This window comes from Micromonospora sp. 15K316, from assembly GCF_004348525.1.
GTDB lineage: Bacteria > Actinomycetota > Actinomycetes > Mycobacteriales > Micromonosporaceae > Micromonospora.
In genome coordinates this window covers 1-16373 of the sequence record NZ_SMKG01000128.1, presented here as the reverse complement: position 1 = coordinate 16373, position 16373 = coordinate 1, and the positions used below count along the sequence as shown (strand labels likewise).

At 73.7% G+C, this 16373-nt stretch carries 16 protein-coding genes and 1 riboswitch; of the genes, 10 read left to right on the top strand and 6 right to left on the bottom strand.

Going from position 1 to position 16373, the window contains the following annotated elements; translation table 11 throughout:
* On the bottom strand, positions 1–577 hold a 577-nt coding region (locus E1211_RS21570; protein WP_132350822.1), incomplete at its 3' end, for a GNAT family N-acetyltransferase.
* Between the two features lie 35 nt (positions 578–612).
* Between E1211_RS21570 and E1211_RS21565 the strand changes: the two genes are divergently transcribed.
* Entirely contained in the window at positions 613–1890 is a 1278-nt protein-coding gene (locus tag E1211_RS21565; protein WP_132350821.1) for a glycosyltransferase family 87 protein, read from the top strand.
* Here E1211_RS21565 and E1211_RS21560 read toward each other — a convergent pair.
* Complete coding sequence (locus E1211_RS21560) at positions 1789–2343, bottom strand: GNAT family N-acetyltransferase (protein WP_132350820.1); 555 nt, start codon at positions 2341–2343, stop codon at positions 1789–1791. The genes E1211_RS21565 and E1211_RS21560 overlap by 102 nt on opposite strands.
* A 79-nt stretch (positions 2344–2422) precedes the next feature.
* Between E1211_RS21560 and E1211_RS21555 the strand changes: the two genes are divergently transcribed.
* From E1211_RS21555 to E1211_RS21540, 4 genes are all read left to right on the top strand, one after another.
* Positions 2423–3652 carry a winged helix-turn-helix domain-containing protein gene (locus E1211_RS21555; protein WP_132350819.1) on the top strand — a complete coding sequence of 410 codons (1230 nt, stop codon included), beginning with the start codon at positions 2423–2425 and terminating at the stop codon, positions 3650–3652.
* Complete coding sequence (locus tag E1211_RS21550) at positions 3649–4257, top strand: DUF2752 domain-containing protein (RefSeq protein WP_371686187.1); 609 nt, start codon at positions 3649–3651, stop codon at positions 4255–4257. The genes E1211_RS21555 and E1211_RS21550 overlap by 4 nt, the downstream gene beginning before the upstream one ends.
* Before the next feature lie 109 nt (positions 4258–4366).
* Entirely contained in the window at positions 4367–5293 is a 927-nt protein-coding gene (gene dapA / locus E1211_RS21545) for a 4-hydroxy-tetrahydrodipicolinate synthase (protein WP_132350818.1), read from the top strand.
* Between the two features lie 52 nt (positions 5294–5345).
* Positions 5346–7034, top strand: coding sequence for a ribonuclease J (locus tag E1211_RS21540; RefSeq protein WP_132350817.1), 1689 nt, complete (start codon positions 5346–5348; stop codon positions 7032–7034).
* A 61-nt stretch (positions 7035–7095) separates the two neighbouring features.
* On the opposite strand, the gene E1211_RS21535 is transcribed toward E1211_RS21540, so the two are convergent.
* Positions 7096–8868 (bottom strand): YbjN domain-containing protein, encoded by a 1773-nt coding sequence (locus tag E1211_RS21535; RefSeq protein WP_132350816.1) that lies wholly within the window; start codon positions 8866–8868, stop codon positions 7096–7098.
* Positions 8817–9296 (bottom strand): YbjN domain-containing protein, encoded by a 480-nt coding sequence (locus E1211_RS21530; protein WP_132350815.1) that lies wholly within the window; start codon positions 9294–9296, stop codon positions 8817–8819. Before E1211_RS21530 ends, E1211_RS21535 begins: the two co-directional genes overlap by 52 nt.
* A gap of 113 nt (positions 9297–9409) precedes the next feature.
* On the opposite strand from E1211_RS21530, the gene E1211_RS21525 reads away from it, so the two are divergent.
* Both E1211_RS21525 and E1211_RS21520 read left to right on the top strand, forming a co-directional pair.
* The gene (locus E1211_RS21525) at positions 9410–11863 is read left to right on the top strand and encodes a DNA translocase FtsK (RefSeq protein WP_132350814.1); all 2454 of its coding nucleotides are present in this window, start codon (positions 9410–9412) and stop codon (positions 11861–11863) included.
* Entirely contained in the window at positions 11850–12095 is a 246-nt protein-coding gene (locus E1211_RS21520; protein ID WP_371686186.1) for a VOC family protein, read from the top strand. The genes E1211_RS21525 and E1211_RS21520 overlap by 14 nt, the downstream gene beginning before the upstream one ends.
* A gap of 68 nt (positions 12096–12163) precedes the next feature.
* Here the strand turns inward: E1211_RS21520 and E1211_RS21515 are convergent, their stop codons facing one another.
* On the bottom strand, positions 12164–12409 hold the full coding sequence (locus tag E1211_RS21515) for a hypothetical protein (RefSeq protein WP_132350812.1): 246 nt from the start codon (positions 12407–12409) through the stop codon (positions 12164–12166).
* A 145-nt stretch (positions 12410–12554) separates the two neighbouring features.
* On the bottom strand, positions 12555–12869 hold the full coding sequence (locus tag E1211_RS21510) for a multidrug efflux SMR transporter (RefSeq protein WP_132350811.1): 315 nt from the start codon (positions 12867–12869) through the stop codon (positions 12555–12557).
* A gap of 59 nt (positions 12870–12928) precedes the next feature.
* Positions 12929–12993, bottom strand: a riboswitch (guanidine-III (ykkC-III) riboswitch).
* 124 nt (positions 12994–13117) lie between these two features.
* Here E1211_RS21510 and E1211_RS21505 point away from each other — a divergent pair.
* From E1211_RS21505 to pgsA, 3 genes are all read left to right on the top strand, one after another.
* Complete coding sequence (locus E1211_RS21505; protein WP_132350810.1) at positions 13118–14041, top strand: ornithine cyclodeaminase family protein; 924 nt, start codon at positions 13118–13120, stop codon at positions 14039–14041.
* Positions 14042–14143: 102 nt separating this feature from the next.
* Positions 14144–15694: a 30S ribosomal protein S12 methylthiotransferase RimO gene (gene rimO, locus E1211_RS21500; protein WP_243709632.1), complete on the top strand. Its 1551-nt coding sequence runs from the start codon at positions 14144–14146 to the stop codon at positions 15692–15694.
* A 77-nt stretch (positions 15695–15771) separates the two neighbouring features.
* The gene (gene pgsA / locus E1211_RS21495) at positions 15772–16371 is read left to right on the top strand and encodes a CDP-diacylglycerol--glycerol-3-phosphate 3-phosphatidyltransferase (RefSeq protein WP_243709631.1); all 600 of its coding nucleotides are present in this window, start codon (positions 15772–15774) and stop codon (positions 16369–16371) included.
* Positions 16372–16373 lie beyond the last annotated feature (2 nt).

The window sequence follows — 16373 nt, the reverse complement described above, 5'->3', positions numbered from 1 at the left end:
GGGTGGGGACGGGTTCGGCGGGGAGTGCCACGTGCAGGCGGAGCTGGGGGACCAGCATGTCGTCAACGTCGAGGGCGCGGGCAGCTCCGTCGGCGGCCCAACCGGTGCTGGTGAGGAACTTGCGGGTCGCCTCGTCACCGTCGAACACCCAGGCCACCGCGCGGTCGAAGCCGTCCGAGCGCCACAGGTCGACGGTGGCGGCGAGCAGGCGGCTGCCGTGCCCACGCCGCCCCCACCGCGGCTCCACCAGCAGATCGGTGACCGCCGCGACCTCGCCGGCCAGCGCCTCGGCCGGTTCGTTCGGTGCGAGCGCCTCCGCATCGGCCGGGCCGAACGCGGCGAACCCCACCAGATACGATTGCTCGGCCTGTTCGACGGCGACCAGCACCCGGTGGGCGTCCGAGGGCGGTTCCTGCACCGCGGCGGTCCACCGCCGGGCCAGCCACGCCTCGTCCAGGTTGTCGAGGACGTGCCGGGGCAGGATCCGGCGGTAGGCGACCCGCCAGGTCGCGAGCTGGATGCGTGCGATCTCGCCGGCGTCTTCCGGACGCGCCGGGCGGACGTACCCGAGAGCCATGGGACGTGAGCCTACGCAGGGCGAGGGAGGCGACGGTGGTGCAGGGTGCCAGTAGGACGGTCGCGCAGGTGGTGGGCGTGCTCCTGCTCGCCGTCGCGGTGGCGGCCTTCCTCTCCGTCGCCGCCGTCCGGCACGGTTTCTTCGACCTCCAGGTCTACTACGGCGCGCTGAGCTGGTGGGTGCACGACGGCGGGGAGATCTACGACTACCTGCGGCCGCTGACCCAGTACGGCTTCACCTACCCGCCGTTCGCCGCCCTGGTCATGCTGCCCATGGCGTACCTGCCGTGGCTGGCCGCCATCGTCGTCAGCGTGACCGCCACCGTCGTCGTCACCGCGGTGCTCTTCTGGTGGCTTATCGACCCGATCTCGGTCCGCGCGGGCTGGACCCGCTGGTTCGCCCTCGCCGTCGCGCTCTGCCTGGTCGCCGCGTACGAGCCGATGCGCGAGACGGTCAACTTCGGCCAGGTCAACATGCTGCTGCTCTTCCTGGTCGCGGTGGACCTGCTCCGGTTGCTCCCGGCGGGGAACCGCTGGGCGGGCGTGGCCATCGGGCTGGCCACCGCGATCAAACTGACGCCCGGCATCTTCATCGTCTACCTGCTGGTGACCCGACGCTGGCGGGCGGCCGTCACGTCGATGGCCACCGCGGCGGCCGCGTCAGTGGTGGCCGGCGCGCTCTTCCCCGACGCCTCGCGGGAGTTCTGGACCGAGGCGCTGTGGAACACCGGCCGCGTCGGTGAACTGGCCTTCGTCTCCAACCAGTCGCTGCGCGGGGTGGTGGCCCGGCTCGACCCGGAGCATCCGAGCACGCTCGCCTGGCTGGCGCTGGCCCTCGGCACGCTGGCGCTCTGGGCGTGGCGGTCCCGCCGCGCCGCGGCCGCCGGCGACGAGGCGACCGGGCTGGCGCTGACCGGCGCGGTGATGTGCCTGATCAGCCCGGTCACCTGGGTGCACCACCTGGTCTGGCTGCTGCCCGCGCTGATCCTGCTGGTCGACAACGCCATGGCCGCGCCTGCCCGCGCCCGCCGGCGCCGGCTGCTGCTGGTCGCCGCCCTCGCCGGGTACGGGCTCCTGACCAGCCGGATCGTCTGGGCCTGGGAGCAGGACTTCACCGGGCTCGACGGCTTCCTCGGCAGCAACACCTACGTGTGGATCAGCCTGGCGCTGCTGGCCTTCCTGCCGGTCCGTCGCGGGCCGGTCTCGCCCGGGTCAGCCGGCGAGGCGTCCGGCGTACCGCAGCTCGACGAGCCGGACGGGCGGGCGTCCGCCGCTGAGCGGCACCGGATAGGTGGTCCACTCCCCGTCCGGTGAGAGCCCGGCCCGCGCGTAGAACCGCCGGGCCCGCTGGTTCTCCGCCAGCACCCAGACCCGGTACGTCGGGAAGCCCCGGGCGGCCAGCCCCTCCCGAGCGGCGGCGAAGAGGGCCGCCGCGGTGCCGTCGCCCCAGTGCCCCGGGTCGACGTAGAGGGCGAGGAGCTCGCCGTGCGCCGGATCGAGGGTGGCGCGATCCTGGTCGACCCGGTACGGCCCGAAGGAGGTGAACCCGACGATCTCCGCGCCGTCGGCCTCGGCCAGCAGCGTGGTGAACGGGTGTTCCGGGTCGGCGGTGCCGAGGTCGCGTCGACGCTGCGCCCAGGCGGAGACGTTCAGCCGGCCCAGCACCTCCGCCGGCATGATGCCGGCGTAGCCGGCCTGCCAGCCGTGCACGTGCACCCGGGCGACCGCCTCGGCGTCATCGGGCTCCTCGGTTCGGATCGTCAGCACGAGTCCGTTCTATGCCCCTATGGGCGGGCCGTCCAGCGTCCGCGCCGGGGTGTCGGACCGCTGGGTTAGGGTCGCCGCGATGGCCGCTCCGGAATCGCTCTCGCTCGCCCAGGCCCGTCGGGTGGCGCTCGCCGCACAGGGCTTCGCCGACCCCGCGCCCACCGGCGCGCCCACCCGTCGTCACCTGCGCCGCGTGCTCGACCGGGTCGGGCTGATCCAGATGGATTCCGTCAACGTGCTGCAACGGGCGCACTACCTGCCGCTCTACAGCCGGCTCGGGCCCTACCCGACCGACCTGCTCGACACCGCGGCCTACCGCCGGCCCCGCGACCTCTTCGAGTACTGGGGGCACGAGGCGTCCCTGGTCCCGGTCGGGCTGCACGCGGCGCTGCGTTGGCGGATGGCCCGGGCGCAGAGCGAGGCGTGGGGCGGCATGCGTCGGATCGCCCAGGAGCAGCCGGACCTGGTCGCCTGGGTACGCGCCGAGGTGGCCGCCCGGGGCCCGCTGACCGCCGCCGAGATCGAGCACGACGCGCCCCGCGAGACGGGCAACTGGGGCTGGAACTGGTCGGCGGTGAAGCGCGCCCTGGAGTTCCTCTTCTGGGCCGGCGAGGTGACCGCGGCCGAACGCACCAGCTCCTTCGCCCGCCGCTACGACCTGCCCGAGCGGGTGCTCCCCGCCGCGGCGCTGGACGCGCCGACGCCGACCGACGCCGAGGCGTACCGCACCCTGGTGGCGGTGGCGGCCCGGTCGCTCGGGGTGGCCGCCGAGCCGGAGCTGCGCGACTACTTCCGGCTCCCGGTCGCCGGCGCCCGGCAGGCCGTCGCCGAGCTCGCCGAGGCCGGTGAGCTGCTGCCGGTCACCGTGGCGGGGTGGCGGCAGCCCGCCTGGCTGCACGCCTCGGCCCGGCTGCCCCGGTGGGTGCGGGGCAACACGCTGGTCAGCCCCTTCGACCCGCTGGTGTGGGAGCGCAACCGCGCCGAGCGGCTCTTCGACTTCAGCTACCGCATCGAGATCTACGTTCCGGCCCCGCAGCGGGTGCACGGCTACTACGTGCTGCCGTTCCTCCAGGGGGAGCGGTTCACCGCCCGGGTCGACCTGAAGGCCGACCGGAAGGCGCGCGTGCTGCTGGTGCCCGCCGCCTGGGTAGAGCCGGGCGCCGACCCGGGCGAGACCGCCGTGGCGCTCGCCGCCGAGCTCTACCGGCTCGCCGGCTGGCTCGGTCTCGACTCGGTGGCGCCGCCCGTCGCGGGCGATCTGGCCGGCCCGCTGGCCGCCGCGCTGGTGGGCGTCGCGGGTGTACGGTGATTCCCGTGACGAGCGTTGACGGGCCCGCCGTCCCACCGCAGCCGCCGGCCGGCGCGGTCCCGGCCCCCGGTGCGGCTCACGGAGCCGTCGCGGCTCCCGGCATGACCCCACCGGCCGGCTGGCCGGCGGGCGCCACCCCGGTCTATCCGGTGCCCGAGCCCGACCGGTTCACCCGGTTCGTGGTCCGGCTCTACGACCGCTCGCCCCGGTGGGCGGTGCCGCTCGCCGCGCTGGGCTGCGTCGCCCTGGGCATCGCCTACACGTTGATCAGCGACCCGACCCGGTCGGACCCGACGGCCGCGCCCAGCTGCGTGCTCAAGCTGACCACCGGGCTCGACTGCCCGGGCTGCGGCGGCACCCGTGCGCTCTGGTACGTGGTGCACGGCGACCTGCCCGCCGCCGCCCGGCACCACTTCGTCTTCGTCTTCGCGCTGCCCTTCCTGGCCTACCTCTTCGTCGCCTGGGCGGGCCGGCAGGCGTTCGGCTGGCGGCTGCCGGAGCTGCGCGTCAGCAACAAGATGATCACCGGGTTCCTGGCCGCCTGGCTCGCCTTCTCGGTGCTGCGCAACCTGCCCTGGAGCCCGTTCACCTCCCTGTACGTCTGACCCCGCAGACACGACCAGGGGATGATCGGCTCCGGTGGGGCCGTTCCGGCCGCCCTCTCCTGAGCCCTTCCCCGGCGGGTGCTCCCGGGTCGTCCGCTAGGTTAGGAGGATGACGCACGACCACCCTGACACCCCCGACCGGGCGGCGTCCCGCCCCTTCGGCCGGGTGCTCACCGCCATGGTGACCCCGTTCACCGCCGACGGCGAGCTCGACCTCGACGGTGCCGCCCGACTGGCGAGCCACCTGGTCGACGAGCAGGGCAACGACGCGCTGGTGGTCAACGGCACCACCGGCGAGTCGCCGACCACCAGCGACGCGGAGAAGGAGCGCCTGATCCGGGCCGTCGCGGAGGCGGTCGGTGACCGGGCCAAGGTCGTGGCCGGGGTCGGGACGAACGACACGCGGCACACCGTCGAGCTGGCCGCCGCCGCCGAGAAGGCGGGCGCCCACGGGCTGCTGGTGGTCACGCCGTACTACAGCAAGCCGCCGCAGAGCGGGCTGCTGCGACACTTCACCGCCGTGGCGGACGCCACCGGCCTGCCGGTGATGCTCTACGACATCCCGCACCGCGCCGGTGTGCCGATCGCCACCGAGACCATGGTGCGTCTCGCCGAGCACGGGCGGATCGTCGCGGTGAAGGACGCGAAGGGCGACCTGACCGCGACCAGCTGGGTGACCAGCCGCACCAACCTGGCCTTCTACAGCGGCGAGGACTCCCTCACCCTGCCCGCCCTGGCCGTCGGCACGGTCGGCGTCGTCGGCACCTCCACCCACTTCACCGGGGCGCTGACCAAGCAGATGATCGAGGCGCACGACGCCGGCGACAACGGCACCGCGCTCGCGCTGCACCGCCGGCTGCTGCCCCTCTACACCGGCATCTTCCGTACCCAGGGGGTCATCCTCGTGAAGGCCGGACTGACGGTCGCGGGTCTGCCCGCCGGCCCGGTGCGGCCTCCGCTGGTGGACGCCACCGACGACGAGATCGCCCAGCTGCGTGCCGACTGCGCCGCGGCGGGCCTGGCACTTCCCGAATGATCGAACGACACGACGGACGCCCGGTGACGGCGTCGCAGAATGAGGTGAAAGCGTGACCGAGGCGCACATCGAGGCGGAACTCCCCCCACCGCTGCCGGAGGGCGGGCTGCGGATCATTCCGCTCGGCGGGCTCGGCGCCATCGGTCGGAACATGACCGTCTTCGAGTACGACGGCAAGCTGCTGGTGATCGACTGTGGTGTGCTCTTCCCCGACGTCGAGCAGCCCGGTGTGGACCTGATCCTGCCCGACTTCGGGCCGATCCTGGACCGGCTCGACGACGTGCAGGCGATCGTGCTGACCCATGGCCACGAGGACCACATCGGCGCGGTGCCGTACCTGCTCGCGCACAAGCCGGACATCCCGCTGGTCGGCTCGCAGTTCACCCTGGCCCTGGTCGAGGCGAAGCTCGCCGAGCGGCGCATCCAGCCCTACACGCTGACGGTGCGGGAGGGGGGCCGGGAGCAGCTCGGCCCGTTCGAGTGCGAGTTCTTCGCGGTGAACCACTCGATCCCGGACGCGCTCGCGGTGGCCGTGCGTACCCCCGCCGGTCTGGTGCTGCACACCGGCGACTTCAAGATGGACCAGCTCCCGCTCGACGGCCGGATCACCGACCTGGCCGGGTTCGCCCGGCTCGGGGCCGAGGGAGTGGACCTGCTGCTGTCGGACTCCACGAACGCGGAGATCCCCGGCTTCGTCACCCCGGAGCGCGAGATCGGGCCGGTGCTCGACTCGATCTTCGCGAAGGCCAAGGGGCGGATCATCGTCGCCTCGTTCGCCTCCCACGTGCACCGGGTGCAGCAGGTGATGGACTCGGCCGCCGAGCACGGCCGCAAGGTCGCGCTCATCGGCCGGTCCATGGTGCGCAACATGGGCATCGCCCGTGACCTGGGCCTGCTCAACATCCCACCCGGTCTCGTCGTCGGCCTCGAAGAGGCGACCACCATGCCGCCGGAGCAGATCGTGCTCATGTCCACCGGCTCGCAGGGTGAGCCGATGAGCGCGCTGGGCCGGATGGCCAGCGGAGACCACCGGCACATCACCATCGCCCCCGGCGACACCGTGGTGCTCGCCTCCTCCCTGGTGCCGGGGAACGAGACCTCCGTCTACCGGGTGATCAACCGGCTGGCCCGGGCCGGCGCGGTGGTCGTCCACAAGGACGTGGCCAAGGTGCACGTCTCCGGTCACGCCCCGGCCGGCGAGCTGCTCTACCTGCTCAACGTGGTGCGTCCCAGCAACCTGATGCCGGTGCACGGTGAGTGGCGGCACCTGCGCGCCCACGCCCGGCTCGGCATCGAGTCGGGGGTGGCGGCGGACCGGGTGGTGCTCTGCGAGGACGGCGACGTCGTCGACCTGGTCGACGGGCGGGCCAGCCTGGTCGGCCACGTGAAGAGCCGGTACGTCTACGTCGACGGTCTCGCCGTCGGTGACGTGAGCGAGTCGCTGTTGACCGAGCGGCGGATCCTCGGCGACGGAGGCTTCATCGCCGCCACCGTCGTGGTCGACTCGGTCACCGGCAAGGTGGTCGCCGGCCCGACCGTCTCCGCGAAGGGCTTCTCGGAGGACCCGGAGGCCTTCAACGGTGTGATCCCGCTCGTCACCGAGGCGCTCAACCGGGCCGCCGCGGACGGGATCACCGATCCCCACCAGCTCCAGCAGATCGTCCGCCGGACGGTGGGGCGCTGGGTCAACGACGCGTACCGGCGGCGTCCCATGATCGTGCCCACCGTGGTCGAGGTCTGACCCGAACGACGCCCGACCGGCCCGATGCCTCGGCGCGGGCCGGTCGCCGTCAGGGCAGGGCTCAGGGCAGGGCCGCCACCGCGTCGGCGTACGCGACGCCGGTGGTGATCGCGGCGTTCAGCAGCACCGCCAGCTGAGCCGGGGCCACCCCGTGCGCCAGGTCCGTGCTCACGTCGCCGGCGAGCACCAGCTCACCGCCGGGGTCGTGCACGTACGCCTTCGGCAGCAGCCGGTCGTGGTTCCAGGCGTTGCAGAACGCGTACGCCTCGGCGCGCCGGGCGGCGGGGAGACGGCGGGTGGCGAGCGAACGGGCGTGCAGGATCTCGCCCCGCTCGCCGAGCTGCCGGAACTGGATCACGGCGTCGCCCCAGCGGCCGACCACCGTCGCCCCGGGCTGCACGGCGTACCGGTCGCCGCGCCGGTCCAGCGCTTCGGTGATCATGGACAGGGTCAGGGGCGCCGGCTCCAGGTCGGCCGGCTCCGGATCGTCGTCCGGGCCGGCGGGCTCGTCGTCCGGTTCGTCGGCGGGAATCGGCACCGGCACGGCCACCGGCCGTTCGGCCAGCCAGGCGGCGATCCGGCCGGACTGGTGCCCGGTGCCGTTGCGGGCGTCGAAGCTGCCCGCCAACTCGGTGGCGGTGGCGAGCAGCACCGCGCCGAGCGTCGCCACGTCGAGAGCGGCGGCGGGCCGCTGCCCGTACGCCGGCCGGCGCACCGTACGCCCGCCCAGCCCCGCCTCCACGGCCAGGTTGCAGACCAGCGCTCCGGCGGCGGCGAACTCCATCGCGGACAGGTCGTCGTACGGGTGGTCGAGCCGGGGCAGTTGCTCGGCGAGGATGTCGAGCGCCCGGCCCGGATGCCCGCCGAGCGCGCAGAAGCGCAGGTGGGTGGCGAGGTACGGGAAGGCCGGGCGCTCGCCTCGGTGCCGCCGGTAGGCGCGTACGTGCGCGACGCCGGCCCGCTCCGGCTCACCGTGGCGCAGCCACGGCAGCAGCGCCGCGGTGAGCGCCCGCTCCGGCTGGTCCGTGCAGTAGGCCGCGCCGGCCAGGACGTCCCGCAGCTCCGCCAGCGCGGCGGCCTGGTCGCCCCAGCCGGCGAGCAGCTCCGCCCGCCGTACCGGTGCACAGCCGGGGCAACCACCGGCCACGTCGGGGTCGGCACGCATCCAGCGCGCGTACCACTCCCGGGCGGTCGGCTCGTCGCCCAGGTGGTCGGCGATCCGGCAGCGCAGCTCGACCACCGCCTCGGCGTGGGCGCCGACCCGGCGGGCCAGGTCGTCGACCGCGCGACTCTGCTCGAAGCCGATCCGTGGCGTGCCGAGCAGCGCCTCGACCGCGTACCGCTGGTAGCGCGTCAGCAACTCGTCCTCGCCCTCGGCGAAGATCTCCGGGCGGCGGTCGAGCACGGCCAGGCAGCGCCGCGCGGGCTCGACGAGCCGCCACCGTTCACCCTGGACGAGGGCCGTCTCGATCAGCGCCAGCCGGGCGTCCACTGCGGACCGGTCGTCGCCGGCCGCGTCGGCCGCCGTGGCGATGCGCTCCAACTCCATCAGCCGCTCCGGGCCGTCGGGGAGGTCCCGAGCCTCGGCGAGCGCGTCGATCAGCTCCCGGTTGCGGCCCGCCGGCGCGCGACCGGGCCCGCCGAGGCCGAGGTCACCGAGCGGGATGGGCCGTGTGCCGGGCCCCCGCGCGCCCCGGTCCGGGCGACCGGCAGGCCCGGCGTCGCCGCCGCGCGGACCGCCGGGCCCACTCACCTCGCGACGGGGCCGCCCGCCGGGACCACTCACGGCCGGGTTTCCCGGGAGAGGCGCCCGGCCGCCGCGGCGAGCTGGCATCCGGTGGAGATGCCGCAGTCGAGCAGCTGGTCGAGCTGATGCGGGGTGACGCCCCGTTCCAGGTCGGTGATCACCTCACCGCAGACCCGGGCCAGGCCGTCGTCGTCGACGTGCACGAACGCCTTCGGCCAGAGCCGGTCGTGGTTCCACGAGTTGCAGAAGGCGTGCAGTTGCGGGACCTGCTCGATCGGGAAGGTCGACGCGACCATGGTGCGGATCTGGAGCAGCTCTCCGGCCTCGCCCAGCCGCAGGAACCACACCAGGTTCTCCTCCCAGCGGCCGACCAGGTCGCCGTCGGCGTCGGCGGTCACGGCGTACCCGCGGTTGCCCAGCACCGCGGCGATCAGCTCGGGGGTCAGCGGTCGCAGCCGTCGCGGGTGCCCGGCCAGGGGGTCGTCCGGACCGTCCTCGATTCCCGGCGACGCCATCGGGCATCCCTTCTGAGGCAGATATCACGTCATGCGGCGGAGTCCGTGCTGCGACGCGCGGACACGACCCGGAAAAGCGGCGATCCACCGGGCCGCGCCGTTACGGTGATGCTATGGCGGGCCGTACCTCTCAGGCGAGCCGGCGGCGCGGCGCGTCGCCGCGCGGTGCGACGAACAGCCGCGCACGTCAACCGGCGAAGAAGACCCGCACCCCGGTCCGGCGCACCCGGCCGACCCGCCCCAGTCCCGCCGTCTACCTCGGACGCGCGCTCGGTGCGTTGTGGATGGGGCTCGCGCACGGCATGGGCTGGGCCGTCCGGGCCGCCGGCCGGCAAGCTGCCTCGGCCCGGGAACTCGACCCGGAACACCGGCGTGACGGGGCCGGGCTGCTGCTCTTCGGCCTCGCGCTGCTCAGCGCCGTGGGGATCTGGTTCTCCGGCGCCGGCCCGGTGGGGGAGCGGCTGGCCGACACCGTCCGGCTCTTCCTGGGCGCGATCGCCGTCGTGGTGCCGGTGCTGCTGGGGATCGGCGCCTGGCGGCTGATGCGCCAGCCGGCCGATCCGCAGCACCGCGGCCGTGGCCTGGTCGGCTGGGGGTCGATGCTGCTCGCCCTGGCGGCGATGCTGCACATCGGACAGGAGCCCGTCGACCCGGCACAACGCGACTACGCGGGCGGCCTGATCGGGGCCGGCATCGGTAGCCTGCTCGAGCGGGCGGTGACCGCGTGGGTCGCGATGCCGCTGCTCATCCTGCTGCTCCTCTTCGGCCTGCTGGTGGTCACCGCGACACCGATCAACAAGATTCCGGAGCGGCTCGGGCTCCTGGTCGGCACGGTGGTCGCTCCGTCGACGAAGGAGGACGAGGTCGAGGAGGCGCCGGCCAAGCCGGCCCGGAAGCGGCCGGCGAAGCGCACGCCCTCGCCGGTCGACCCGGACGACTTCGACGACCTCGACGGCGTCGACCTGCAGGAGACCCTCGTGCTGACCCGCACGCCGCCGACCAAGGTGCCGGTCAGCCGCAAGCCGGTCGAGCCGCCGGAGCACTCGCCGCTGCCCACCCGGGCCGAGCAGCTCGCGCTCACCGGCATGGCGGGCGACTACACGCTGCCCCCGGCAAACCTGCTCGGCACCGGCGCGACGCCGAAGACCCGGAGCAAGGCGAACGACGAGGTGATCGCCGCCCTCACCGGAGTCTTCGAGCAGTTCGACGTGGACGCCGCGGTGACGGGCTTCACCCGCGGCCCGACTGTCACCCGGTACGAGGTGGAGCTGGGGCCGGGCGTCAAGGTCGAGCGGATCACGCAGCTCTCCCGCAACATCGCGTACGCGGTCAAGTCACCGGACGTGCGGATCCTCAGCCCGATCCCGGGCAAGAGCGCGGTCGGGGTGGAGATCCCCAACACCGACCCGGAGAATGTCTCCCTCGGTGACGTCCTGCGCTCCCGGGCCGCCACCGGCGACCACCACCCGATGGTCGTGGCGCTCGGCAAGGACATCGAGGGTGGCTTCGTCGTGGCCAACCTGGCCAAGATGCCGCACATCCTCATCGCGGGGGCCACGGGCGCGGGCAAGTCGAGCTGCCTCAACTCGCTGCTGGTGTCGGTCCTGACCCGGGCCACACCGGACGAGGTGCGGCTGTTGCTGATCGACCCGAAGCGCGTCGAGATGACCGGCTACGAGGGCATCCCGCACCTCGTCACGCCGATCGTGACCAACGCGAAGAAGGCGGCCGACTCGCTGGAGTGGGTCGTCCGTGAGATGGACATGCGCTACGACGACCTCGCCGCCAACGGGGTCCGGCACATCGACGACTTCAACCGCAAGGTGCGCAACGGCGAGATCAAGGCCCCGCCGGGCAGCGAGCGGGAGATGCGGCCGTACCCGTACCTGCTGGTGATCGTGGACGAGTTGGCCGACCTCATGATGGTCGCCCCGCGGGACGTGGAGGATTCCATCGTCCGGATCACGCAGCTCGCCCGCGCCGCCGGCATCCACCTGGTCCTCGCCACCCAGCGTCCCTCGGTCGACGTGGTGACCGGTCTGATCAAGGCGAACGTGCCGTCCCGGCTCGCGTTCGCCACCTCGTCGCTGGCCGACTCGCGGGTCATCCTCGACCAGCCCGGCGCGGAGAAACTGCTCGGCCGTGGCGACGGGCTCTTCCTGCCGATGGGCGCGTCGAAGCCGATCCGCATCCAGGGCGCCTGGGTCACCGAGCGCGAGATCGCCGACGTGGTCAAGTTCTGCAAGGACCAGCGCGAGCCGGAGTTCCGCTCGGACGTGCTGACCGTGGCGCAGGAGAGCAAGAAGAAGATCGACGAGGACATCGGTGACGACCTCGACCTGTTGCTGCAGGCGGTCGAGTTGGTGGTCACCTCGCAGTTCGGTTCCACCTCGATGTTGCAGCGGAAGCTGCGGGTGGGCTTCGCCAAGGCCGGCCGGCTGATGGACCTGATGGAGACGCGGGGCGTCGTCGGGCCCTCCGAGGGCTCCAAGGCCCGGGACGTGCTGGTCAAGCCGGACGAGCTGGAGGAGGTCCTGGCCGGCATCCGCGGCGGTGGCGATGAGTGAGGCTCCGCCTCGGTTCCGCGCAGCTCGGCGTCGGCAGGCCGAGCAGCGCACGCTGGAGAACGACCGGATAGCGCTCTGGGTGTACGTCGCCGACTGCCCTGCCGTGGTGCGGCGGCTACGGACCGCCGGCGCCCGGGTGGTGGCGGAACCGGCGGCACAGCCGTGGGGGGAGCGGATGGCCGTCGTGCTCGACCCGGACGGCAACCGGGTGATGGTGGCGGACCGGGGCTGAACGGCTCCGGTCGGCGGTGGTCACGACGGAGCCCGCCGGCCGGCCGACGGGCTCCGGGTGGTCGTTGGTCAGGAGTTGAGGACCGCCATCGCGATGACGAAGCCGAGGATCGCGCCGACGACACTCGCGGCCGCCGCGTACCAGCCGAGCGGCTTGTCGCCGAGCACCGCGCCGACGATGCCGAGGATCAAGCCGATCACCCCGAAGATCAGCGGGGACAGGAAGAGCGCGAGGACTGCGAAGACGAAGCCCAGGATGGTGCAGACGCGGGCCGCGCTGCTGCGGGGGCGGGCGGTGCTCGGAATGTCGGCCATGACGTCCTCCGTGGTGAGAGCCGTGACTGTGGGCCGATCACTACCCATCCCGTCGTCGCCGTATGCACGCGAGCCGATGCCCGCCGTATCCCCTCGACCGGCGAGGGCGTCGCCGGGGGTGTGGCGGGCCGGCCGGCCGGTGGGCTCAGTGGAAGAACTTCAGGCCGACCACGCCGGCGATCACCAGGAAGAGGCAGAGGATCCGGGGCAGGCTGGCCGACTCGTGCAGCGCCAGCATGCCGACCAGGGCGGTGCCGACCGCGCCGATGCCGACCCACACCGCGTACCCGGTGCCGACCGGGATCTCGCGCAGCGCGTACGACAGGCCGGCCATGCTGAACACCAGGGCCACCACGAAGACCACCGAGGGTCCGAGCCGGCTGAACCCGGCGCTGCGGTCCAGGGCGACGGCCCACGCCGTCTCGAGCAGTCCGGAGAGTACGAGCACGATCCAGGCCATCGCCGCCACCTTCGGTGAGCGCCCGGACCACCGGGGCCGGGACGAGTCGGTTCATACTGATCGGGGCGTCTTCGCCTGACCGGGTACGCCCGCCGCTCGTCCGGGGTGGCCGAACAGCCACCGGAGCCGACGGTAGCACCACAGGCCCGGGGCGTGGCGATGATGATCCGGGCGTGACCCGGGTGGGGAGCCTCACCACGGCACGGAGGTTGACCTGAACCTCGCTTCAACTTGCAGTATTTGCGCTTATGACCCTTCTCTACTCCGACGCGGAGGTGTCTGCCGCGCTGGACGCCGCCACCACGGTCGACGCCATGCGTACCGCCCTGCTGGCCGCGTACGACGGGCGGCTGACCGCCCCACCCCGGGCCTCGGCGCCGCTCGGCGGCGGCCGGATGGTGCTGACCGCGGGTCATCTCACCGGCTCGTGGTACGGCTACCGCTCGTACGACACCTTCGGTCACCCGGAGTCCCAGCAGCTCGTGGTGCTGCACGACGGTCGGACCGGCGCGGTACGGGCGGTGGCGGTGGGCGAGGAGCTCGGGTCCCGGCGCACCGGCGGCCTGGGCGGGGTCGCGGTGGACGTCCTGGCCCGTCCGGACGCCGCGACGGTCGGCGTGATTGGCTCGGGCCGGCAGGCCTGGACGCAGGTGTGGGCGGCCGCCGCGGTGCGCCCCCTGCGGGAGGTGACCGTCTACAGCCGCTCGGCCGCCCGGCGGGAGGCGTTCGCCGCCCGGGTCAGCGCCGAGCTGGGCGTCGCCGCCCGAGCCGTGGGCGACGCGGCGAGCGCAGTCGCCAGCCGGGACGTGGTGGTGCTCGCCACCACCAGCCCCACGTCGGTGCTCGACGCCGCCGACCTGTCGCCGGGGACGCACGTGAACGCCGTCGGGTTCAAACAGCAGGACCGCGCCGAGTTCGGGCCGGACCTGCTCGCCGCCGCCGACGTCCTGGCCACCGACTCACCGGCCCAGGCGCGCGCGTACGCCCCGCCGATGCTCGCGGCCGAGCCGCCGCACGTCGAGCGACTGCACGATCTCGGCGCGGTGCTCGCCGGCGCCGCGCCCGGCCGGACCGCCCCGGAGCAGATCTCGGTCTTCTGCTCGGTCGGCCTCGCCGGCACCGAGGTCTTCCTCCTCGACCGCCTGGTCCACGTCGGCGCGGCCGCCGTGTGAGCCACCACCCACGCCTCGGCGGCCGGCGAGCGTTGATCGATGGCCCCGCCGGCGCAGCGGGCCGCCGTCGGTGGGCGACCCGGAGCGGCCCGGTACCCTCGGATGGTGTCTGCCACCTCCCCACCCGACAGTTCCCGCTCGGCGCGTCCGGCGCCGCGCCACGACCTGGTGCCGTCGTCCGCCGACGGCCGCCGGGTAGCCCTGCTGACCCTGGGCTGTGCCCGCAACGAGGTCGACTCGGAGGAGCTCGCCGCCCGGCTGCACGCCGACGGCTGGCAGGTCACCACCGACGGCGAGGGCGCGGACGTGGTGCTCGTCAACACCTGCGGCTTCGTGGAGAAGGCCAAGCAGGATTCGATCCAGACCCTGCTCGCCGCCGCGGACACCGGCGCCAAGGTGGTGGCCGCCGGCTGCATGGCCGAGCGGTACGGCCGGGAGCTGGCCGAGAGCCTCCCGGAGGCCCAGGCGGTCCTCAGCTTCGACGACTATCCGGACATCGCCGCCCGCCTCGACGCGGTGCTCGCCGGCGAGCAGGTCGACGCGCACACTCCGCGCGACCGGCGGGAGCTCCTTCCGCTGACCCCGGTCAACCGCCGTGCGGCGGCGGTGTCGCTGCCCGGCCACGGCACCCCGCCGCGCGCCGCCGTCGAGACCGACGAGCACACCCCCGCCCATCTGCGCCCGGTGCTGCGTCGCCGGCTGGAGACCGGCCCGGTCGCCTCACTCAAGCTGGCCAGCGGCTGCGACCGGCGCTGCGCGTTCTGCGCCATCCCAGCGTTCCGGGGGGCGTTCGTCTCGCGTACCCCCGACGAGCTCCTCGCCGAGGCCGAGTGGCTGGCCAAGACCGGCGTCCGTGAGCTGGTGCTGGTGAGCGAGAACTCCACTTCCTACGGCAAGGACCTGGGGGACCCCCGCGCGCTGGAGAAGTTGCTGCCGCAGCTCGCCGCGATCGACGGCATCGTCCGGGTGCGGGCGAGCTACCTCCAGCCGGCCGAGACCCGCCCCGGCCTGGTCGAGGCGATCGCCGGCACGCCGGGTGTGGCGCCCTACTTCGACCTGTCGTTCCAGCACTCCAGCGAGCCGGTGCTGCGCCGGATGCGCCGGTTCGGCTCCACCGACCGGTTCCTCGAGCTGCTGGCCACCGCTCGGGCTCTCGCGCCCGACGCGGGGGCCCGGAGCAACTTCATCGTCGGTTTCCCGGGCGAGACCCGGGCCGACGTGAACGAGCTCGTCCGGTTCCTCTCCGCGGCGCGGCTCGACGCGATCGGGATGTTCGACTACAGCGACGAGGACGGCACCGAGGCCGCCGGCCTGCCGGGCAAGGTCTCCGCCGCGACGATCAAGCGCCGGTACGACAAGCTCAGCGCGCTCGCCGACGAGCTCTGCGCGCAGCGGGCCGAGGAGCGGCTCGGCTCGACGGTCGAGGTGCTTGTCGACTCGGTCGACGACGGTGTCGTGGAGGGGCGTGCGGCCCACCAGGCGCCCGAGGTCGACGGGTCCACCACCCTGGTCGCCCCCGAGGGTGGCGGCGTCGACCTGGCGGCGCTGCGCCCCGGCGACCTGGTACGCGCCACGGTGACGGGCACCGAAGGAGTGGACCTGTACGCCGTGCCGGATGAGATGATCTCGGCGGCGCCCGGCGCGGCACGGTGACGGCGGGCCCGGACGGAGCGGGGAGGCCACGTGGTGGGGTACGGGAGACGCCACGTCCGGCCGTGCGGGGTGCGGCGGTGACCGAGGCGACCGACTCCACGCCGGCCCGGGTGGTCAGCCCGGTGCCGCTGCTCAACGCGGCCAACGCGCTCACCGCGCTGCGACTGGTGCTCGTGCCGGTCTTCGCCGCCACGGTGGTCGCCTCGGCCATGACCCACGCCGGCTGGCAGATGGCCGCCTGCCTGATCTTCGCGTTCGCCTCGGTGACCGACCTGGTGGACGGCTGGATCGCGCGCCGGTTCGGGCTGGTCACCTCGGTCGGCAAGGTGGCCGACCCGATCGCCGACAAGGCGCTGACCGGCGCCGCCCTGGTGCTGCTCTCCTGGTACGACCGGTTGCCCTGGTGGGTGACGGCGCTCATCCTCCTGCGTGAGCTGGGGATCACGGCGATGCGGTTCTGGGTGATCCGGCACGGGGTGATCGCGGCGAGCCGCGGCGGCAAGATCAAGACCGCGCTCCAGATCCTCGCCATCGCCTGGTACCTCTGGCCGATGCCGGCCGCGCTCGCCCCGGTGGGCCCCTGGATCATGGGCGCCGCCGTGGTGGTGACCGTGGCCACCGGGTTCGACTACCTGGCCCGGGCCGTGCGTCTGCGCCGCCCCCGCCCCGACGCCTGACC